Genomic DNA, 19,611 nt, shown 5'->3' with positions numbered 1-19,611 from the left:
TATTTCATCGGCTGGGCCCGATTACAGGACAAGCAGCATCACGACGCCGAGGACGATCAACAGGCAGCCGACGAGTTCCAGGCGGTTGATCCACTCGCGGAAGACGAAGAAAGACGTCGCGAAAGTGAACAGCATCTCGACCTGCGCCACCACCTTGACGATCGCCGCCTGCTGCAGCGTCATCGCCATGAACCAGCCGAAGGACGCCGACGAACCGACGAGGCCGACGATGAAAGCGGGCTTCCAGGCGGCGGCGATGCGCTTCAGCTCATTCGGCTCGCGCGCGACGATCCAAAGGAGCATGACGATGGTCTGCAGCAGGATGACGAAACCGAGCGTGAAGCTCGCCTGCATCATGTAGTCCGGCGCGGGCAGGCTGGGTGCCAGCACCAGGGAGGCGGAGCGGTAGGAAACTGCGGAGAGCCCAAAGAACGTACCGGAGAGCAGCCCGATCGCGGCCGTGCGGCTGAAGACCGAGGTCACCAGCGATCGGGCGCTGAGCGTCGTGCGGGCAACGGAAATCAGCATGACGCCGATGACCGAGATGGCGATCGCCACCAGTGTCCCATGGCTCGCTTTTTCACCCAGGAAAATCAGCCCAAAAAGCGCCGCCTGGGCCGGCTCGGTGCGGGAATAAGCGGTGCCGACCGCGAAGTTACGGAAGGAGAAGAGGTGAACCAGCAGGAAGGTCGCGGCGATCTGCGCCAGGCCTCCGACGACAGCCCAGAGGAAAAAGGTCCCGTTCGGCACCGGCAGCGGCTGACCGGCGACACGCCAGAGCACGAGGAGGTAGAGGAGCGCGAAGGGCAGCCCGAAGCCAAAGCGCACGAAGGTGGCGCCGGTCGTGCCCATGGCGCCCTTCAGGTGCTTCTGCATGGAGGAGCGGATATTCTGCAGGAAGGCTGCTGCGACGGTGATGAGAACCCAGGTTTCCATCTTCGCCGGCTAGCATGCGCGGGGGCGACAATCCATCCGCAAGCGGACGAGGCGTCAAATAAATCCGTTTTCCTCGCCGGCGCGCCATGTCATAAGGCGGCCATGAAAAAACTCGATCGCCTGCCGACCCATGCCGATTTCGCCCATGTCACCGACTGGGTCTTCGATCTCGACAACACGCTCTACCCGCACCACGTCAATCTCTTCGCGCAGATCGATCGCAACATGACGGCCTATGTAGCCGAAATCCTGTCGCTCGAACCGACCGAGGCGAAGAAACTGCAGAAGGAATATTACCGCGATCACGGCACCACCCTGCAGGGCCTGATGATCCACCACGGCATCGACCCGAACGATTTTCTCGAAAGGGCGCATGCGATCGACTACAGCGTGGTGCCGGCGAACCCTGAACTCGGCGAAGCGATCAAGGCTCTGCCCGGCCGCAAGTTCATCTTCACCAATGGCAGCGTCGTCCATGCCGAGATGACGGCGCGCGCGCTCGGCATTCTCGACCATTTCGATGACATCTTCGACATCGTCGCCGCCGGCTACGTGCCGAAGCCGGCCGGTGATACCTACGACAAGTTCATGAGCCTTCACCGCGTCGACACGCAGCACGCGGCGATGTTCGAGGATCTGCCGCGCAATCTTCTGGTGCCCAAAGCACTCGGCATGAAGACTATTCTGCTGGTGCCGCGCAATCTCGAATATGAATTCGCGGAAGCCTGGGAGACCTCCAGCGACGCCGACGAGCAGATCGACTACGTCACCGAAGATCTGGCCGGCTTCCTGCGGCGGATCGTGGCCCCGGTGTAACGGGCACGCCCGACTAGCCTATCGCCTGCCCGTGGCCATCGGTACGGCGCGCGGATCTACCGTTTCGTAGAAGCGGGCGATGATCTCCCAAGCCTCCTCGGCGGTTTCGACGAAATGCACGAGATCGATGTCGTCCGGCGCGATCGTGCCGAATTCGGCGAGCGCCTCGAAATTGATGATCGAGCGCCAGAACTTCTCGCCGAAGAGGACCAGCGGCACCAGCGCCAGTCGGCCGGTCTGCATCAGCGTCATGGTCTCAAACAGCTCGTCCAGGGTGCCGAAGCCGCCGGGGAAGACCGCCACCGCCTTGGCACGCAGCAGGAAGTGCATCTTGCGGATGGCGAAATAGTGAAAATTGAAGGACAGCTCCGGCGTAACGTAGCTGTTCGGCGCCTGCTCGTGCGGCAGAACGATATTGAGGCCGATCGACGGTGCGCCGACATCCGCGGCGCCGCGATTTCCTGCCTCCATGACGCCCGGACCGCCGCCGGTGACGATCACATATTCTTTGTGACCGAGCTTGGCGGACTGCTCGGAACAGAGTCGCGCGAACTTGCGTGCTTCGTCGTAGTAGACCGAAGCCGCTTCCAGGTTCTTGCGCTGCGTCTCGTTCTTGGCCGCCCAGGCTTCGCCGCCCGGCTCCGGAATGCGCGCGCCGCCGAACATGACGACGGTCGAGTTGATGCCGCGCTCCTCGAGCATCATCTCCGTCTTCAGGAGTTCGAGCTGCAGGCGCACCGGCCGCAATTCCTCGCGGCACAGGAAATCGTCGTCGATATAGGCAAGCCGATAGGTCGGAGAGGCCGATTGGGGCGTCACAGGAACGGTCGAAGCGCGCTGCCTGCTTTGCGAGCTGTCTGCCAGCGGATCCCAGACCCCGCCCTTGCTGCGCAAACCGCGCTTCTTCATGCGTCCCATATGTCTCCGTCCCGTCGCGTTCCGAACAGCCGGCATCTCGTCCGGACACGTTCATTCCTGTGCTCGTCAGCCATAAGTGCGTTCTCTGCCGGAAACGAGAGGGCTTGCCAAGTCCCCCGTTTGGAGAGCGGGCCGAAAGGCCCTTCAACTTTTCAGAGCCAGGCACCGCGGCGATACACTTCTTTCAGCTGCAAGCGGGCGCCGCAGCTCTCTGAATTGCCGGTCGAATCCGTCCTTTAATCGGTTCCGATTCGAGGAATTATGCAGTAGAGCTTGCTGGACAACGCGAACTTTAAGGAAATCCGATGACGAACCACGACCTCGCCTCCCTGTCGCAGACGATCGAGACCGCCTTCGATGATCGCGAGGCCGTCAGCACCGGCACGCGCGGCGCGATTCGCGATGCGGTTGAGGCGGCGCTGAACCTGCTCGACAGCGGCAAGGTACGTGTCGCCGAGCGCGGTGCGGACGGCACCTGGACCGTCAACCAGTGGCTCAAGAAGGCCGTGCTTCTCTCCTTCCGGCTGAACCCGATGGAACTCGTCAGGGGCGGCCCCGGCGAATCCGTCTGGTGGGACAAGGTCGCCTCCAAGTTCGACGGCTGGAGCGTCAACGAATTCGAGAAGGCCGGCTTCCGGGCGGTGCCGAACTGCGTCGTGCGCCGTTCGGCCTATATCGCCCCAAATGCGGTCCTGATGCCCTCCTTCGTCAATCTCGGCGCCTATGTCGGCGAGGGAACGATGGTCGACACCTGGGCGACCGTCGGCTCTTGCGCGCAGATCGGCAAGAACGTGCATCTCTCCGGCGGTGTCGGCATCGGCGGCGTGCTGGAGCCGATGCAGGCCGGCCCGACCATCATCGAGGACAATTGCTTCATCGGCGCCCGCTCCGAGGTGGTCGAGGGCTGCATTGTCCGCGAGGGTTCCGTCCTCGGCATGGGCGTCTTCATCGGCAAGTCGACGAAGATCGTCGACCGCGCGACGGGCGAAGTCATGTATGGCGAAGTGCCGCCCTATTCCGTCGTCGTCGCCGGCTCCATGCCGTCCGGCTCGACAATGGCCACCGGCCAGCCGGCGCCGAACCTCTACTGCGCCGTTATCGTCAAGCGGGTCGACGAGAAGACCCGTTCCAAGACCGGCATCAACGAGCTGCTCCGGGACTGACCATGGCCGAGGAGGGGCGGCCGCCGAGCATGACCTGGCTGTTCTTCAGCCCCTCCGGCCGGATTGGTCGCCTGCCCTTCTTTCTCTCCTGGCTTTTCTGGTTCGTCGTCGGCGGCGTCATCCTGATGCAGATGCTGAAATACGAAAATCAGGATGTGGCACTGGTGTTCTGGACGCTGGCGCTGATCGGCTCCGGCGTCGCGTCGACCGTTTCCATTGCCATGCTGGCGATCAAGCGCCTGCACGATATCGGCTATCCCGGACCGCTGGCGCTCTGCCTGTTCATCCCGGTTTTAAGCCCCATCGTCTTCATCGCACTCTGCCTCTGGCCCGGCGCGCAAGGCGCCAACGAATTCGGCGGGCGCCGCAATGGCCCCAGGCGCTGACCGCCCGCCCCTGTACATTCCCTCTCCCAACGCGTATGTAGCGCGCAAATGAACAGGCCGCGACGTTGGCCGCGGCTATCGACGCCTGATGACGACCCGATCCATGGTCCGCTCGTCTGCCGGTGCGACGACCGAAATCCGAAAGACAGGAAATGACAGAGTTCGAAGGGATCGCGCCCTCGATCGCCGAGGCGTTGGCGAAACGCGGATACACCACCCTGACACCGGTTCAAGAGGCGATGCTCGATCCGGCGCTCGACGGTGCCGACGCGCTGGTTTCGGCACAGACCGGTTCCGGCAAGACCGTTGCCTTCGGTCTGGCCCTCGGGCCGACGCTGCTCGGCCCTGCAAGGCAATTCGACGCCCCTGGCGTGCCGCTGGCGCTTGTCATTGCGCCGACGCGCGAACTGGCGCTGCAGGTCAAGCGCGAGCTCGAATGGCTCTATGAGATCACAGGGGCAACGATCGCGTCCTGCGTCGGCGGCATGGATATCCGCAGCGAGCGGCGTGCACTCGAGCGCGGCGCTCATATCGTCGTCGGAACGCCGGGCCGGCTTTGCGATCACATCCGCCGCGACTCGCTCGATACCTCGGCGTTGCGCGCGGTGGTGCTGGACGAAGCGGACGAGATGCTCGATCTCGGCTTCCGCGAGGATCTGGAATTCATCCTCGAGGCGTCGCCGGCCGAACGACGTACGCTGATGTTCTCGGCGACCGTGCCGCGCTCGATTGCGACGCTTGCCAAGAGCTACCAGCGCGACGCCGTCCGCATCGGGGTCGCCTCCGAACAGAAGCAGCACGGCGACATCGACTACCGGTCCCTCCTCGTCGCTCCGAGCGACCGGGAAAACGCCATCATCAACGTGCTTCGCTATTACGAGGCCCGCAATGCGATCGTCTTCTGCTCGACCCGCGCCGCGGTGAACCACCTGACGGCCCGCTTCAACAATCGCGGTTTCTCGGTCGTGGCGCTTTCGGGCGAACTCAGCCAGAACGAGCGCACTCACGCGCTCCAGGCGATGCGCGACGGCCGCGCCCGCGTCTGCATTGCGACCGATGTGGCGGCACGCGGCATCGATCTGCCGGGCCTCGAACTCGTCATCCATGCCGACCTGCCAAACAATTCGGAGACCCTGCTGCATCGCAGCGGCCGCACCGGCCGCGCCGGCCAGAAGGGCGTCAGCGCGCTGATCGTACCGGTCAACCAGCGACGCAAGGCGGAGCGACTGCTGGATGGCGCTCGCATCACTGCGACCTGGGCAAAGCCGCCGTCGGCGGACGAAGTAACGCGCCGCGACGAGGAGCGCCTCATCGCCGATCCGACTTTCGATGAACCACCGCGCGACGACGAACAGGCGATCGTGCATGCGCTGATCGAGCGCCATGGTGCAGAGAAGCTTGCCGCCGCCTTCCTGCGGCAGTTTCGCGCTGGCCGCTCGGCGCCAGAGGACCTGGCGGACATCCCGCTGGGCGGCGATCGTGGCAAGACCCGGCGCGACGGACCGGTCGCGCCGCGCGACGAGATCGACGCGCCGCGTGCGGACTTCACCGACGGCCAATGGGTTTCGCTCTCGGTCGGGCGCAAGCAGAATGCCGAGCCCCGCTGGCTGATCCCGATGCTCTGCCGCCATGGCAAGCTCACGAAGCGCGATATCGGCGCGATCCGCATGCAGCCCGAGGAAACCTATGTCGAACTGACGGCCGAAGGCGCCGAGCGTTTCCTCTCGGCGATCGGCCCGAACCGGACGCTGGAAAAGGGCATCCGCGTCAAGACGCTGCCGGGTGCACCGGATAGCTCGCAGCCGCGACAGGACAAGCCAGACTTCGCGAAGAAGCGGCCGCGGCCGGCCGAGGCCGCGTCGGAGCATGGCCAAAGAGACTTCAAACCGAAGCGCAAGTTCGAAAAGAAGCCTCCCCTCACGCAGGACGCGCATCCGGAGAAGCGGGACGAAAAGCCCTGGAGCAAGAAGCAGGGCAAGCCTGAGGCAAAGAAGTCGGGCAGCGACTTCAAGCCGAAAGCCAAGCGCAACAACGCCAAGAACCGGCAGGCCTGATCTCGCAGCGAGGCGCGAAATGAGGCGCTGCGGCGCCCATCCAACGCCCCGCTCCCTCGGCGGATTGCAGACACCGGCGACGGCGTTGCATGGGTCAAGCGCGAGTCGTATTACGCGCCGTCGAGCTGTGACTGCGCGACCACCTTCACCACCCAGTCGGCAAAGACCCGCAACCGGCTGCTCAAATGCCTGTTTGGCGGGTAGACGAGGTAGATCGGCGTCGGATCGACGTCCCAGTCGGGGAGGACCGGAACCATGGTGCCGGCGCGAAGATCGTCCCGCACCATGAAGAACGGCGCCTGGATCACGCCGAGACCTGCCCGCGCGGCGGCCAGATAGGTCGTCGATTCGTTTGCAGCCACGACATAGCGGCCGTTGATCTCGATCTCCTCGCTTCCGCGCCGGAAATAGAAGGGCATCTGTCGGCCGGTTGGCAGGAAATAGCCGACGACTTGGCAATTCTTCTCAAGATCCGAAGGATGTTGCGGCATCGAGTGCCGTTCGAGGAAGTCCGGCGACGCGCAGGAGACGAATTTCATTTCCGTGATGCGACGGGCAATCAGCGACTGATCCGTCAGCGTGCCGCCGCGGATGGCGCAATCGACGTTTTCGGCCAGATAATCGACCGTGCGATCGGACACGCCGAGATCGATCTGGATATCGGGATACTTCCTGTGGAACTCCGGGAGTGCCGGAATGATGATCAGATTGGCGAAGGCGCTCGCGGTTTCGACGCGCAGCCGGCCTTTCGGCAGGCTCTGGGCGCTCGAAAGGCTGCCGTCCAGTTCGTCGATGTCGGAGAGCAGGCGCGCGGCACGTTCGTAATAGAGTGCGCCGTCCGGCGTCACCAGAACCCGCCGCGTCGTGCGGTTCAGGAGCTTGGTGCGAAGATGCGCCTCCAGACCCTGGATCAAGTTGGTGACGGTCGCCTTCGGCATGTTGAGCGAGACGGAGGCCCGGGTGAAATTGCCGGTCTCCACCACTCGAAGGAACACGCGCATGGCCGTGAGCTGGTCCATTTTCAATAGCCAATTGTTCGAAATGACGAATAGTGTAATCAGAAACCGCAGACTATTCCAAACAAAAGACAATGGTATGGTGTGAACGTCGCGGGTTGTCCCTCATCTAGGGATTCACCCATTGTCGAGGCAAGTGATGGAAACGCATTTTACCGAAGAGACGATGCAGACGGGCCAAGGCTCGTGCTGCGCGCGCGTCTACAAGGGTGCGTCGTTGCTCACGCCGCCGCCCGTCGTTTTGCATCTGCACGGCGGTGGCTTCACGGGAGATTCGGTCGCGGCCGGAGAGAAGGTCGCCGGTGCACTCGCCGCTGCCGGTGCAGTCGTCGTCTCGCCGGAATATCCGTCCGCCTGCCTCAATCCGTTTCCGGCGGCGCTCGACGCTGCCTATGCCATTCTGGCTTCGATGCGCAGCCGCTGTCCGCAGTTTGCGCACAAGAAGTCGCTGCTGTTCGTCGCCGGTGAGGAGGCGGGCGGCAACCTCGCCGCCGGCCTGGCGCTGATGGCGCGGGACCAATTTCTGACCGACCTCAAGGGGCAGATCCTGCTGTCGCCGCTCCTCGATCCTTGCCTGGCGACGCCGTCGTTCCGCAAGTTCTGTCCGCAGAGCTCGGTGCAGTCGATCGCCGACGGCTGGCAGCAATATCTGGGCGAAGGCAGCGGCCTGACCCACCCTTACGCGGCGCCTAGCCATTGCACCCGGCTTGGAGGCCTCGTTCCGGCCCTGGTCATTACCAGCGAGGAATGTCCGATGCGCGACGAGGCCAAGGCCTATGCCGAGCGCCTGCGTGGAGCCGGCGTGCCGGTGGAGATGCACGTTCTGCCCGGCCGCGCCGCCTGGATTCCGGCCAATGTCTCGGCTCAGGAAAGCTGGCCCGCGCAGGAAGAAACCATATCCGGCATTTTCTCCCGCTTCTTCGAGAAAGCGGGAGCGAAGGCCACACAGACGTAAAGCAGACATTTAGAGCCGGCCCCCAACCGGCAAGGAGAGACCATGACGTCGAGCGTTGCACGCCGCGCCCTGTGGGGCGCCGGCTTCAGTATTCTAATGTCGATCGCCGGCGGAGGAGCCGTCCTTCTCGGCCTGCCGGCGCGCTTCGAAGCGGACGCCGCCACCGAGGCGACGGCGGCACCGGCCGCGGTTCCGGTTTCCGTCGCCAAGGCGGAATCGCGCCGGATCACCACCTGGGAGAGCTTCTCGGGCCGGCTCGCGGCAATCGAGCGGGTCGAGGTTCGCCCCCGCGTCGGCGGCGCAATCCTCAGCGCCCATTTCCGCGAGGGTGCTCTCGTCGAGAAGGGCGATCTGCTCGTGACCATCGACCCAGATCCCTTTGCGGCGGCCGTCGAGCGGGCTGAAGCGGAGGTCGCAGCAGCCGAAGCTCGGGTGGCACTCGCGAGAACCGAGCTCGAACGTGCCCGCAAGCTGGTGACCACCAGCGCCATCCCGCAAAGCGGCGTCGACCAGCGGCTCAGCGCCTATGATGAGGCGCAGGCAAATGTCCGCTCGGCAAAGGCGGCGCTGCGCTCCGCCCGTCTCGACCTGCAATATACCGAAGTGCGCGCGCCGATCGCCGGACGCGTCGGCAGGCTCGAGGTGACGGCCGGCAATCTTGTTTCCGCCGGTACCGCCTCCCCGATCCTGACGACGCTCGTCTCGATCGACCCGATCTATGCGAGCTTCAACGTCAACGAGGAAGTGGTCGCAGCCGCGCTGGCGAAGCTTTCCGCCTCGGCCGGTACCGATTCGATCGAACGCATTCCGGTGCAGATCGGCACCGCCGCCGACGAGGGCACGCCGATCAGCGGCCATATCCAGTTGATCAACAACGAGGTGGATGCGGCGACCGGCACCATCCGCGTACGGGCGGCGCTCGAAAACCCCGACGGCCGGCTCATCCCGGGCCAGTTCGTCCGTATCCGCATCGGCGATCCGGCACCGGCCGAGAAGCTGGTGATCAGCGACCGCGCCATCGGTTCCGACCAGGACAAGAAGTTCGTGCTGGTCGTCGGTTCCGACAACAAGGTCGAATACCGGCAGGTCACCCTCGGGCCGACCGCTGACGGCATGCGGATCGTCGAGAGCGGCCTGAAGCCCGGCGAAAGCATCGTCGTCAACGGCCTGCAGCGCGTGCGCCCCGGAGTCGTGGTCGCCCCGCAGCCTGCCGAACAGGCAACGGCTTCGATCGCCAAACCATAGGTAAGAGCGCCCGCCTCTCTGAGAAGCAGGGCAGCGCAAAGCAATTCAAACGGCATGCATCGGCGCGCGGCGGAGTTTTCCGCCGTTGACGTCTTCCGATTGCCTGAAGTTCCCAAGGGGGATCATTATGAACTTCTCACGCTTTTTCGTCGACCGCCCGGTCTTCGCGGGCGTTCTCTCCGTGCTGATCTTCGTCGCCGGTCTGATCGGCATGACCGGCCTGCCGATCTCCGAATATCCGGAGGTCGTGCCGCCGCAGATCGTCGTGCGCGCCCAATATCCAGGCGCCAACCCGGCGGTCATTGCCGAAACCGTCGCCACACCGCTCGAAGAGCAGATCAACGGCGTCGAAGGCATGCTCTACATGCAGAGCCAGGCGACGGCAGACGGCCTGATGACGCTGACGGTCACCTTCGAGCTCGGCACCGACCCCGACCAGGCCCAGCAGCTGGTGCAGAACCGCGTCTCGCAGGCCGAGCCGCGCATGCCGGAAGAGGTGCGTCGGCTCGGCGTCACGACAGTGAAGAGCTCTCCGGACCTGACGCTCGTCGTGCACCTGATCTCGCCGAACGGCCAATATGACATCAACTATCTGCGCAACTACGGAGTCTTGAACGTCAAGGACCGGCTGGCACGCGTCGAGGGTGTCGGCCAGGTACAGATCTTCGGCGGCGGCGACTATTCGATGCGCGTCTGGGTCGACCCGGAAAAGGCCGCCGAGCGCGGTCTCGCCGCGAGCGACATTGCCAATGCCGTCCGCGGGCAGAACGTCCAGGCGGCCGCGGGCGTCATCGGCGCCTCGCCCTCCGTTGCGGGGCTCGACCTGCAGCTCTCCGTCAATGCCCAGGGCCGCCTGAAAACACCGGAGGATTTTGCCAATATCGTCGTCAAGTCCGGCGCCAATGGCGAGATCACCCGCCTCGGCGATGTCGCGCGTGTCGAGATGGGGGCGGCGGACTATTCGCTGCGCTCACTGCTCGACAACAAGGCTGCCGTCGGCATGGGCGTCTTCCAGGCGCCCGGCTCGAATGCCATCCAGATATCCGAAAACATCCACAAGGCGATGGCCGAGCTGAAGCAGACCATGCCGGAGGGCGTCGACTACGAGATCGTCTACGACACGACGCAGTTCGTCCGAGCGTCGATCGAATCGGTCGTACACACTCTGCTCGAAGCAATCGCCCTGGTCGTGCTCGTCGTCATCGTCTTCCTGCAGACCTGGCGGGCCTCGATCATCCCGCTCGTCGCCGTTCCCGTCTCGATCGTCGGCACCTTCGCGGTGATGTACGTCTTCGGCTTCTCGATCAATGCGCTGAGCCTCTTCGGCCTGGTGCTGGCGATTGGCATCGTCGTCGACGATGCGATCGTCGTGGTCGAGAACGTCGAGCGCAACATCGCGCAGGGCCTCTCGCCGGTGCAGGCGACCTATCGCGCCATGCAGGAGGTCTCCGGCCCGATCATCGCGATCGCGCTGGTGCTGGTCGCCGTCTTCGTGCCGCTCGCCTTCATCACCGGGTTGACCGGGCAGTTCTACCGCCAGTTCGCGCTCACCATCGCGATCTCGACGGTGATCTCCGCCTTGAACTCGCTGACGCTGTCGCCGGCGCTCGCCGCCCTGCTCCTTAAGGACCATCACGCGCCGAAGGACCGTCTGACGCGCATCATGGATGCGCTGTTCGGCTGGTTCTTCCGCGGCTTCAACCGCTTCTTCGGAGCGAGCTCGGAGGCCTATGGCCGTGGCGTCGGCGGTATCCTGACGCGCAAGTCGCTGATCATGGGCGTCTACGTCATCCTGCTCGGGGTCACCTTCGCGCTCTTCCGCGCCGTCCCCGGCGGCTTCGTGCCGGCCCAGGACAAGCAATATCTGATCGGTTTCGCGCAGTTGCCGGATGCGGCAACGCTCGACCGCTCGGAGGACGTCATCCGGCGCATGAGCGACATCGCCCTCAAGCATCCGGGCGTGGAGCACGCGATCGCCTTCCCGGGCCTGTCGATCAACGGCTTCACCAATTCCTCGAACTCCGGCATCGTCTTCGTGTCGCTGAAGCCATTCGAGGAGCGCACGACGCCGGAACTCTCGGGCGGCGCGATCGCCATGCAACTGAACCAGGAGTTCGGCGCGATCCAGGATGCCTTCATCGCCATGTTTCCGCCGCCGCCCGTCCAGGGTCTCGGCACGACCGGCGGCTTCAAGCTGCAGATCGAGGACAAGAACGGACTCGGCTACCGGGCGCTCGACGATGCGGCCAAGGCCTTCCTGGCGCAGGCGGCGCAGACGCCGGAACTGGCCGGGCTCTATTCGAGCTACCAGATCAACGTGCCGCAGCTCTATGCCGACCTCGACCGTACCAAGGCGCGCCAGCTCGGCGTCGCCGTCACCGACGTGTTCGAGACGCTGCAAATTTATCTGGGCTCGCTCTATGTCAACGACTTCAACGCCTTCGGCCGCACCTACAGCGTGCGCATCCAGGCCGATGCGAACTATCGCAGCCATGCCGACGATATCGGCAAGCTGAAGGTCCGTTCGCAATCGGGCGAAATGATCCCGCTGTCGGCCTTGTTGAAGGTCGAGCAGACGGTCGGCGCCGAGCGGGCGATCCGCTACAATGGCTTCCTCGCCGCCGACATCAATGGCGGGCCGGCACCGGGCTTCTCCTCCGGCCAGGCGCAGGCCGCCATCGAGCGGATCGCCGCCGAGACGCTGCCGCCCGGCATCTCTTTCGAGTGGACGGACCTCACCTACCAGCAGATCCTCGCGGGCAATTCGGGGATCCTGATCTTCCCGCTGGCGCTGCTGCTCGTCTATCTGGTCCTCGCGGCCCAGTATGAGAGCCTGCTGCTGCCGATCTCGATCATCCTGATCGTTCCGATGGGCATCATGGCGGCGCTCACAGGGGTTTGGCTGACCGGCGGCGACAACAACGTCTTCACGCAGATCGGACTGATCGTTCTCGTCGGTCTATCGGCGAAGAACGCGATCCTGATCGTCGAGTTCGCCCGCGAGCTCGAGCTCTCCGGCAAGAGCGCCGTCAGCGCCGCGATCGAGGCGAGCCGGCTGCGCCTCAGGCCGATCCTGATGACCTCGATGGCGTTCATCATGGGCGTGGTGCCGCTCGTCACCTCGACCGGCGCCGGTGCGGAAATGCGGTCGGCGATGGGGGTCGCGGTCTTTGCCGGGATGATCGGCGTCACTGCCTTCGGCATCTTCATGACGCCGGTCTTCTACGTGCTGATCCGCAAGCTTTCAGGCGAGCGTCCGCTGAAGCACGCAGGCGCCCATATCGAAGCTCCGCATCTCGCCCCGGGCGAATAGCGTTCTGCGGCATCGGCATCCAGCGGGCCGGACGATCGTCCGGCCCGCTCTCGTTTCAACGGCTCGCGCCTGTCTCATCGGGCGTGACAGTTGAGGACCGATCGGATAAACCAGCAATCTCAGTTCCTTGGCCCACCGGCTCCGCAGGCATTCCGCTCGATGTTCCCGACCGATCCGATTTCCAATCTCGCCGCTCTCATCCGTTGCCCCTCGGTCACTCCGGCCGAAGGCGGCGCGTTGACGGCTCTCGAAACGATGCTGGCGCCGCTCGGCTTCACGGTCGATCGGGTCGTCGCGAGGGCGGCGGGAACGCCGGATATCGAGAACCTCTATGCCAGGCTCGGCGCCGAGGGCCCGCATCTGATGTTCGCCGGCCATACGGACGTCGTGCCGGTCGGCGACGAAGCCGCCTGGACCCAACCGCCCTTTTCTGCCGCGATCGCCGGCGGCAAAATGTACGGGCGGGGCGCCGTCGACATGAAGGGCGGCATTGCCTGCTTCGTCGCGGCGGTCGCCCGCCATATCGAAAAGCATGGCCGTCCGAACGGCTCGATCTCCTTCCTCATCACCGGCGACGAGGAAGGCCCGGCGATCAACGGCACCGTGAAACTCCTCGAATGGGCTGCTGGAAAAGGCGAGCGCTGGGACGCCTGCCTCGTCGGCGAGCCGACCAATCCGGAGAGCCTCGGCGACATGATCAAGATCGGCCGGCGCGGTTCGCTTTCCGGCCGGATCACCGTCCGCGGCGTGCAGGGCCACGCGGCCTATCCGCACCTCGCCGACAATCCGGTGCGCGGCGTCCTGCAGCTCACACAAGCGCTGATGGATCCGCCCTTCGACAACGGTACCGAGAACTTCCAGCCGTCCAATCTGGAGGTGACGACGATCGACGTCGGCAATGCCGCCGTCAACGTCATCCCGGCCAAGGCGAGCGCCGCCTTCAACATCCGCTTCAACGACCGCTGGACAGCCGAGAGCCTGATGGCGGAGATCGTCGCCCGGCTCGATCGCGCCGCGCGCGATGGCGCGCTCCGGCCAGGGCGCGATCCGGTCAAATACGAGATCGTCTGGAACGAGCGGCCGAGCCACGTCTTCTTGACGCGCAGCAATGCGCTGATCGATTCGCTTTCCGGCGCGGTCGAGGCCGTGACCGGGCGGCGGCCGAAGCTCTCCACCACCGGCGGTACGTCGGACGCCCGCTTCATCAAGGACTATTGCCCGGTGGTCGAATTCGGCCTCGTCGGCCAGACGATGCACATGGTCGACGAGCGCGTCGCCACCGCCGATCTCGAAACCTTGACCGAGATCTACGAAACCTTCGTCGCCCGCTGGTTCGGCCATGCCGCTGATCGATGAGGTTCTTGCCTATATCAAGGGGCTCTGGCTGCTGGTCCAGGGCAACCGCGAAGGCTATCAATGGCTGGACATCAGCGAAGGCGGCCTGTGGCGCTCGTTCTCGGCGATCCTCTGGTCGCTGCCGGCCATGGCCGTGTCCTGGGCATCCTGGCGGCTCTACTATCTTTCGGCGATGCCGAGCGGCACGACAGTCGGCATCGCCTTTTTCCTAAAATTGCTCGTCGTCGATCTCGTCAGTTGGCTGCTGCCGATCGTGCTGGTCGCCGCCCTTTCGCGACCCCTCGGATTTAGCGCACTGGTCGTGCCTGTGGTCGTCACCACGAACTGGCTCTCGGTGCCGCTTTCCTATGCCATGGCAATCCCGGCTGCGATCCTCCTTCTCGCTCGAGGAGGCCATCAGCTCACGGCCCTTTTTTCGCTGATCGTCCTTATTGCCGGCGTCGTCCTGCTCTTCCGGCTGCTGCGCACGATAACCGGCAACCAGAACCTGCTCGCCTCGGCGCTGACGGCGCTTTACCTGCTGCCGTCGATGATGCTCGCACAATATCTTCAGCACTTCTTCGGGTTGATGCCCGGCTGAGTGAGATCAGCGCCGGACGGTCAGTAATCGACCTGCATGAAGTAAAGACCTTCCGGCGGGGCGACGGGTCCGCAAGCCTTGCGGTCGCGCGCTTCGAGTGCCGCCTTGAGGTCGTCGGGCGTCCACTTGCCCTCGCCGACAAGCTTCAGCGAGCCGGCGAAGGAGCGGATCTGGTTATGCAGGAAGCTCTGCGCCGTCGCCCGGATCTCGATCAGTTCGCCGCTGCGTGTCACGTCCAGCCGATCGATGGTGCGCAGCGGGCTGGTCGCCTGGCAATGGGCCGACCGAAACGTGGTGAAATCGTGATGGCCGACGAGGTGTTGCGCCGCCGTGTGCATCGCCTCGTGGTCGAGCGTCTTCGGCACCCACCAGGCGCGCCGCGCCTCGAGCGCCAGCGGCGAGCGGCGGGAGATGATGCGATAGAGATAATGCCTGCGGCGGGCCGAGAAGCGCGCGTCGAATTCCGGCGGCGCTTCCGCCGCGTCGAGGATCGAGACCCGCTCGGCGGCAAGCGCCAGGTGGGCGTTGAGCGCATTGCGCAGCGTATGGCTCGCCCATTCGCGCGTCAGGTCGAGATGCGCCACCTGGCCCATGGCGTGAACGCCGGAATCGGTTCGGCCGGCGCCGCGGATCGAGACGGTTTCGCCGGTCAAGGACAGGACCGCCTTCTCGATTGCCCCCTGGACGGAGGGGCCGTTCTCCTGCCGCTGCCAGCCGACATAGTCGGACCCGTCATATTCGACGGTCAGGCGATAGCGCGGCATCAGGCAATCCTCGTGCCGACGCCGATCGGCGTGCCGCGCAGGAACTCCGGCGTGGCAAGCGACTTGCCGCCCGCCCGCTGCAAGCGCGTCGGCCGAACTGCTCCCTCACCGCAGGCGATCGTCAAGGCATCGTCCAGAACCGTGCCGGGCGAGCCGGCCGCTGCCGCAGGCTCCGAGCCCAGCACCTTGATGCGCTCAATCCGTCCGGCGATCTCGAGTTCGAACCAGGTGCCCGGAAAAGGCGACAGACCGCGGATATGGTTGTGTACGTCGGCCGCCGATCTCGTGAAGTCGACGCGCGTCTCGTCCTTGGCGATCTTGGCGGCGTAGACGACGCCTTCCTCGGGCTGCGGCGTCAGCGTCAGTTCGTCCGCCTCGAGCTTCGCCATCGCTTCCTTCATCAGCGCCGCCCCGACATGCATCAGCTTGTCGTGCAGTTCGCCGGCCGTCATCGTCTCGCCGATCGGCACAGTCTTTGTGAGGGCGACGGGGCCGGTGTCGAGCCCCTTGTCCATCTTCATCACCATCATGCCGGTTTCGCGATCGCCGGCCATGATCGCCCGCTGGATCGGTGCCGCACCCCGCCAGCGTGGCAGGAGCGAAGCGTGACCGTTATAGCAGCCGTGGCGGGTGCCCGAGAGGATTTCCTCCGGCAAAAGCAGACCATAGGCGACGACGACCGCGACATCGGCGTCAAAATCGCGAAAGGTCTGCCGATCCGCCGCGTCCCTGAAGTTGACGGGCGTCAACACCGGAACGCCGAGAAGTTCGGCCGCCTGATGCACCGGCGACTTCTTGAGATCCAGGCCGCGCCGGCCGCCGGGGCGCGGCGGCTGCGTATAAACGGCGGCGATCTCGTGGCGGGCCTCGACGAGGGCGGAGAGCGTCGGCACCGAGAATTCCGGCGTGCCCATGAAGATGATGCGAAGCGGCAAGGCGGTGAACTCCGTCTCTCTACAGCGCCGCGCGCCTTATCAGGCGCGCAAAGGTCGCTGTAGCACTTTGAATTGCTGCATGTCTTTGTCCTTAAATCGAAGTCGATTTAAGGAGACATGCAGTAGTCGCCCGAAACAGGGCAGCGGCTCCGGTTCAAGCGTCGCTCGACGCAGTGTGCGACGATCAAATCGCCTTGGCGCCGCGTGTCTTGGCTGCCTTGGTGAACTTGCGGATCACCATGTCGCGCTTAAGCTTGGAGATATAGTCGATGAACAGAACGCCGTTCAGATGATCGATCTCGTGCTGCAGGCAGGTGGCGAGCAGACCGTCGGCCTCGACCGATTGCTCCTTGCCGTCGCGGTCGCGAAATTCGACGGTGATCGCCGCCGGCCGCTCGACCTCGGCATAGTAGTCCGGAATCGACAGGCAGCCTTCCTCGTAGACCGAGCGCTCCTCGGAGGACCGGACGATCTTCGGATTGATGAAAACCAAAGGCTTCTTCTCTTCGCCCTCTTTCGAGACGTCGAGGACGAGCAGGCGTCTCGGCACGCCGATCTGGATCGCCGCGAGACCGATGCCGGGGGCGTCATACATGGTCTCGAGCATATCGTCGGCAAGGCGGCGAATGTCGTCGTCGATCGTCTCTACCGGCGTGGATACCTGGCGCAGAACGGGATCGGGAAGAATGATGAGCGGCTTGATCGTCATGCTGCTCCCATAGCCGATCTTTCAGTGCGGGCGCAAGAAAATTGCCGAGCGACAGCATCCACAGTTTGTTCTTGGTTTGATCTGGTTTTTGGATGCGAATCTGTTTAGGCTGCGGCCATGGAGCCCAATGCCTTTGCCTTCGACCAGCCGTTGTTCCTCATCGGCACCTTTCCCGTAACGGCTGGCCACCTGGTCACCGTTGCCGCTCTCCTGTTCGTTTTGCTAGCGATTGCATCCGCTCGCAGGGCGCGCGCGCTTGACGCCGACGACCGGGACCGGCAGCTATCGGCGCTCCTGGCGGCGCAGACCGAGATGCAGGGACGCATCGCCGCGATGGCGGAGGTGTTCGGCACGCGGCAGACAGAACTCAATCAAACGCTCAGCCAGCGCATCGACGGTATGACGCACCGGATCGGCGCCTCGATCAGCGAGCAGACGAAGGCGACGCATGAGAACCTGCGGCGGCTGCAGGAGCGGCTGGCGGTCATCGACAGCGCCCAAAACAACATCCAGTCGCTCGCGAAAGACATGGCCGGGCTGCAGAGCATTCTTGCCAACAAGCAGACACGCGGCGCCGTCGGCCAGTCGCGCATGGAGGCGATCGTGGCCGACGGCCTGCCCATGGGCGCCTTCACCTTCCAGGCGACGCTCTCGAACGGCGCGCGGCCGGATTGCATCATCCGCATGCCGAACGACCAGCCGCCGCTCGTCATCGACGCGAAGTTCCCGCTCGAAGCCTGGAACGCCATGCGCGATGCGCCGAGTGCCGAGCGGCGCCAACAGGCGGCGCAGTCCTTCCGGCGCGACATGGAGGTGCACATTCGCGATGTCGCCAGCAAATACCTGCTCGCCGGCGAAACGCAGGACACGGCCTTCCTCTTCGTTCCGTCCGAATCGATCTTCGCCGAAATCCACGAGCATTTCGAAGCCATCGTGCAGAAGGCCCATCGCCAGCGTGTCGTCATCGTCTCGCCGTCGCTGCTGCTCCTCTCCATCCAGGTGATCCAGGCGATCCTCAAGGATGCCCGCATGCGCGAGCAGGCGCATCTGATCCAGGGCGAGGTGGTGCGGCTCATGGAGGATTTGTCGCGGCTCGACGAACGGGTCAGAAAGCTGCAGGGGCACTTCGCCATGACGCAGAAGGACGTCGAAGACATCTTGATCTCCTCGGACAAGCTGACGCGGCGCGGCGCCAAGATCGAGGCGCTCGAGCTGCAAGCGGTCACGCCGGTCGCGCAGGACGCCAAGGCGGCGGGAGACAAGGCGACGGGCGACAAGGCTGCGGGCGACAAGGCTGCGGGCGACAGGGGTGACCGGACGGTCGACAACCGCATCGGGCAATTGAAGCTGCGGGTGGTTGACGAGGACTGACAGGCTCGGGCACTCTCCGGCAAAATCAGCAACCCGACGGGATACCTTCACATGATCACTGTCTTTGGGTCCATCAACGTGGACCTGATCGCCACGACCGCACGCCTTCCGAAGCCCGGCGAAACCGTCGCCGGAACGGGCTTTTCCACCGCCGCCGGCGGCAAGGGCGCAAACCAGGCGCTGGCAGCCCGTCGCGCCGGTGCTTCTGTCCGCATGGCCGGCGCCGTCGGCTCGGACAGCTTCGCGGAAGGCGCGCTTGCCCTGCTCAAGGCTGCTGGCACCGACCTTGGCCTCACCAAGACCGTCGGCGCACCGACCGGGACCGCGCATATCCTGGTCGGCGGCGATGGCGAGAACGTCATCGTCGTCGTCGCCAGCGCCAATGCCACGGTGAGCGAGGGCGACGCGGTTTCCGCCGTCGAGCAGATGTCGGCCGGCGACACGCTGATGCTGCAGCTCGAAATTCCCGCTGCCTCGGTGGAAAAGGCGCTCGTAGAGGCAAAACGCCGCGGCATCCGCTCGATCATTAATATCGCGCCGCTGACGCCGGAGGCCGCCCGCCTCGGCCGCATGGCCGATATCGTGATCGCCAACGAGACCGAGTTTGAGCTGCTCGCGGGCAGAAGCGGGATCGCCGGCGCCGAACGGGAAGCGGCGATAAAAGGCCTCCACGATGAAACCGGACAAACCGTCATCGTCACGCTCGGCGCCGAAGGGGTTGCCGCCGCCCATCAGGGCGAAATCCATCGCGCCAGGGGGCTGGCCATTGAGCCGGTCGACACTGTCGGGGCCGGCGATACGTTCTGCGGCTATCTCGCGGCCAGCCTGGACGCGGGCCTCGCCTTCCCCGATGCGCTGCGCCGCGCCGCGGTTGCCGGGTCGCTCGCCTGCCTGAAAGCGGGAGCGCAGCCGTCCATACCGCTCGACTCCGAGGTCGCCGCGCGTCTTTGACCCGCGACCGCCAATTTCTGCCCGTTTCGCAATCTGGATAGGATTTGGCGCGGCAACGATGCTTGCCGCGCAGAATCCACTTTGGAGGGCCAGGAATTGGCCCGGATATTGGCCGTATTTTAATCTTTGATGATCTATCCAGA

17 protein-coding genes are annotated in these 19,611 nt (G+C 64.6%); 11 read left to right on the top strand and 6 right to left on the bottom strand.

The features are described from left to right. Positions 1 to 21 precede the first annotated feature (21 nt). On the bottom strand, positions 22 to 936 hold the full coding sequence (locus tag USDA257_RS00350; RefSeq protein ID WP_014760877.1) for a DMT family transporter: 915 nt from the start codon (positions 934 to 936) through the stop codon (positions 22 to 24). A gap of 102 nt (positions 937 to 1,038) precedes the next feature. On the opposite strand from USDA257_RS00350, the gene USDA257_RS00345 reads away from it, so the two are divergent. Continuing rightward, the gene (locus USDA257_RS00345; protein WP_014760876.1) at positions 1,039 to 1,752 is read left to right on the top strand and encodes a pyrimidine 5'-nucleotidase; all 714 of its coding nucleotides are present in this window, start codon (positions 1,039 to 1,041) and stop codon (positions 1,750 to 1,752) included. 18 nt (positions 1,753 to 1,770) lie between these two features. On the opposite strand, the gene USDA257_RS00340 is transcribed toward USDA257_RS00345, so the two are convergent. Then, positions 1,771 to 2,670: an LOG family protein gene (locus USDA257_RS00340; RefSeq protein ID WP_014760875.1), complete on the bottom strand. Its 900-nt coding sequence runs from the start codon at positions 2,668 to 2,670 to the stop codon at positions 1,771 to 1,773. A gap of 305 nt (positions 2,671 to 2,975) precedes the next feature. On the opposite strand from USDA257_RS00340, the gene dapD reads away from it, so the two are divergent. The 3 genes from dapD to USDA257_RS00325 all read left to right on the top strand — a co-directional run bounded on the left by dapD (position 2,976) and on the right by USDA257_RS00325 (position 6,273). Then, positions 2,976 to 3,833, top strand: coding sequence for a 2,3,4,5-tetrahydropyridine-2,6-dicarboxylate N-succinyltransferase (dapD, locus tag USDA257_RS00335; protein WP_014760874.1), 858 nt, complete (start codon positions 2,976 to 2,978; stop codon positions 3,831 to 3,833). Between the two features lie 2 nt (positions 3,834 to 3,835). Continuing rightward, a complete protein-coding gene (locus USDA257_RS00330; RefSeq protein WP_014760873.1) occupies positions 3,836 to 4,219 on the top strand; it encodes a DUF805 domain-containing protein in 384 nt (127 codons plus the stop codon). A 152-nt stretch (positions 4,220 to 4,371) separates the two neighbouring features. Further along, positions 4,372 to 6,273 carry a DEAD/DEAH box helicase gene (locus tag USDA257_RS00325; RefSeq protein WP_014760872.1) on the top strand — a complete coding sequence of 634 codons (1,902 nt, stop codon included), beginning with the start codon at positions 4,372 to 4,374 and terminating at the stop codon, positions 6,271 to 6,273. A gap of 110 nt (positions 6,274 to 6,383) precedes the next feature. Here USDA257_RS00325 and USDA257_RS00320 read toward each other — a convergent pair whose 3' ends face one another. Next, the gene (locus USDA257_RS00320) at positions 6,384 to 7,292 is read right to left on the bottom strand and encodes a LysR family transcriptional regulator (protein WP_014760871.1); all 909 of its coding nucleotides are present in this window, start codon (positions 7,290 to 7,292) and stop codon (positions 6,384 to 6,386) included. 136 nt (positions 7,293 to 7,428) lie between these two features. On the opposite strand from USDA257_RS00320, the gene USDA257_RS00315 reads away from it, so the two are divergent. The 5 genes from USDA257_RS00315 (at position 7,429) to USDA257_RS00295 (ending at position 14,738) form a co-directional block, all read left to right on the top strand. Next, entirely contained in the window at positions 7,429 to 8,244 is an 816-nt protein-coding gene (locus USDA257_RS00315) for an alpha/beta hydrolase (protein WP_014760870.1), read from the top strand. A gap of 42 nt (positions 8,245 to 8,286) precedes the next feature. Further along, on the top strand, positions 8,287 to 9,489 hold the full coding sequence (locus tag USDA257_RS00310) for an efflux RND transporter periplasmic adaptor subunit (protein ID WP_014760869.1): 1,203 nt from the start codon (positions 8,287 to 8,289) through the stop codon (positions 9,487 to 9,489). A gap of 127 nt (positions 9,490 to 9,616) precedes the next feature. Beyond that, positions 9,617 to 12,802 (top strand): efflux RND transporter permease subunit, encoded by a 3,186-nt coding sequence (locus USDA257_RS00305; RefSeq protein WP_014760868.1) that lies wholly within the window; start codon positions 9,617 to 9,619, stop codon positions 12,800 to 12,802. 159 nt (positions 12,803 to 12,961) lie between these two features. Continuing rightward, the gene (dapE, locus tag USDA257_RS00300; protein ID WP_014760867.1) at positions 12,962 to 14,158 is read left to right on the top strand and encodes a succinyl-diaminopimelate desuccinylase; all 1,197 of its coding nucleotides are present in this window, start codon (positions 12,962 to 12,964) and stop codon (positions 14,156 to 14,158) included. Then, a complete protein-coding gene (locus USDA257_RS00295) occupies positions 14,142 to 14,738 on the top strand; it encodes a hypothetical protein (protein WP_014760866.1) in 597 nt (198 codons plus the stop codon). The genes dapE and USDA257_RS00295 overlap by 17 nt, the downstream gene beginning before the upstream one ends. 20 nt (positions 14,739 to 14,758) lie before the next feature. Here USDA257_RS00295 and truA read toward each other — a convergent pair whose 3' ends face one another. The 3 genes from truA to def form a co-directional block, all read right to left on the bottom strand. Further along, entirely contained in the window at positions 14,759 to 15,502 is a 744-nt protein-coding gene (gene truA / locus USDA257_RS00290; RefSeq protein WP_014760865.1) for a tRNA pseudouridine(38-40) synthase TruA, read from the bottom strand. After that, positions 15,502 to 16,437, bottom strand: coding sequence for a methionyl-tRNA formyltransferase (gene fmt, locus USDA257_RS00285; protein WP_014760864.1), 936 nt, complete (start codon positions 16,435 to 16,437; stop codon positions 15,502 to 15,504). The genes truA and fmt overlap by 1 nt, the downstream gene beginning before the upstream one ends. Positions 16,438 to 16,621: 184 nt before the next feature. After that, a complete protein-coding gene (def, locus tag USDA257_RS00280) occupies positions 16,622 to 17,146 on the bottom strand; it encodes a peptide deformylase (RefSeq protein ID WP_014760863.1) in 525 nt (174 codons plus the stop codon). A 117-nt stretch (positions 17,147 to 17,263) separates the two neighbouring features. Here def and USDA257_RS00275 point away from each other — a divergent pair, with 117 nt between their 5' ends. Together USDA257_RS00275 and USDA257_RS00270 are read left to right on the top strand one after the other, a co-directional pair. Beyond that, a complete protein-coding gene (locus USDA257_RS00275; RefSeq protein ID WP_014760862.1) occupies positions 17,264 to 18,517 on the top strand; it encodes a DNA recombination protein RmuC in 1,254 nt (417 codons plus the stop codon). Positions 18,518 to 18,568: 51 nt separating this feature from the next. Continuing rightward, positions 18,569 to 19,468 carry a ribokinase gene (locus USDA257_RS00270; RefSeq protein WP_014760861.1) on the top strand — a complete coding sequence of 300 codons (900 nt, stop codon included), beginning with the start codon at positions 18,569 to 18,571 and terminating at the stop codon, positions 19,466 to 19,468. Positions 19,469 to 19,611 lie beyond the last annotated feature (143 nt).

It is taken from the genome of Sinorhizobium fredii USDA 257 (assembly GCF_000265205.3).
Taxonomy (GTDB): Bacteria; Pseudomonadota; Alphaproteobacteria; order Rhizobiales; family Rhizobiaceae; genus Sinorhizobium; species Sinorhizobium fredii_B.
The sequence above is the reverse complement of the archived record's forward strand: the minus strand, read 5'-3'. Positions and strand labels throughout refer to the sequence as shown.

Bases quoted from the DNA above. Each gene is read 5' to 3' on its own strand.
- USDA257_RS00275 (WP_014760862.1), top strand. From the start codon at position 17,264: ATGGAGCCCAATGCCTTTGCCTTCGACCAGCCGTTGTTCCTCATCGGC.
- USDA257_RS00305 (WP_014760868.1), top strand. From the start codon at position 9,617: ATGAACTTCTCACGCTTTTTCGTCGACCGCCCGGTCTTCGCGGGCGTT.
- dapE (WP_014760867.1), top strand. From the start codon at position 12,962: ATGTTCCCGACCGATCCGATTTCCAATCTCGCCGCTCTCATCCGTTGC.
- USDA257_RS00350 (WP_014760877.1), bottom strand. From the start codon at position 936: ATGGAAACCTGGGTTCTCATCACCGTCGCAGCAGCCTTCCTGCAGAAT.
- USDA257_RS00340 (WP_014760875.1), bottom strand. From the start codon at position 2,670: ATGGGACGCATGAAGAAGCGCGGTTTGCGCAGCAAGGGCGGGGTCTGG.
- USDA257_RS00310 (WP_014760869.1), top strand. From the start codon at position 8,287: ATGACGTCGAGCGTTGCACGCCGCGCCCTGTGGGGCGCCGGCTTCAGT.
- USDA257_RS00325 (WP_014760872.1), top strand. From the start codon at position 4,372: ATGACAGAGTTCGAAGGGATCGCGCCCTCGATCGCCGAGGCGTTGGCG.
- USDA257_RS00270 (WP_014760861.1), top strand. From the start codon at position 18,569: ATGATCACTGTCTTTGGGTCCATCAACGTGGACCTGATCGCCACGACC.
- truA (WP_014760865.1), bottom strand. From the start codon at position 15,502: ATGCCGCGCTATCGCCTGACCGTCGAATATGACGGGTCCGACTATGTC.
- USDA257_RS00315 (WP_014760870.1), top strand. From the start codon at position 7,429: ATGGAAACGCATTTTACCGAAGAGACGATGCAGACGGGCCAAGGCTCG.
- USDA257_RS00320 (WP_014760871.1), bottom strand. From the start codon at position 7,292: ATGGACCAGCTCACGGCCATGCGCGTGTTCCTTCGAGTGGTGGAGACC.
- USDA257_RS00330 (WP_014760873.1), top strand. From the start codon at position 3,836: ATGGCCGAGGAGGGGCGGCCGCCGAGCATGACCTGGCTGTTCTTCAGC.
- def (WP_014760863.1), bottom strand. From the start codon at position 17,146: ATGACGATCAAGCCGCTCATCATTCTTCCCGATCCCGTTCTGCGCCAG.
- USDA257_RS00295 (WP_014760866.1), top strand. From the start codon at position 14,142: ATGCCGCTGATCGATGAGGTTCTTGCCTATATCAAGGGGCTCTGGCTG.
- USDA257_RS00345 (WP_014760876.1), top strand. From the start codon at position 1,039: ATGAAAAAACTCGATCGCCTGCCGACCCATGCCGATTTCGCCCATGTC.
- dapD (WP_014760874.1), top strand. From the start codon at position 2,976: ATGACGAACCACGACCTCGCCTCCCTGTCGCAGACGATCGAGACCGCC.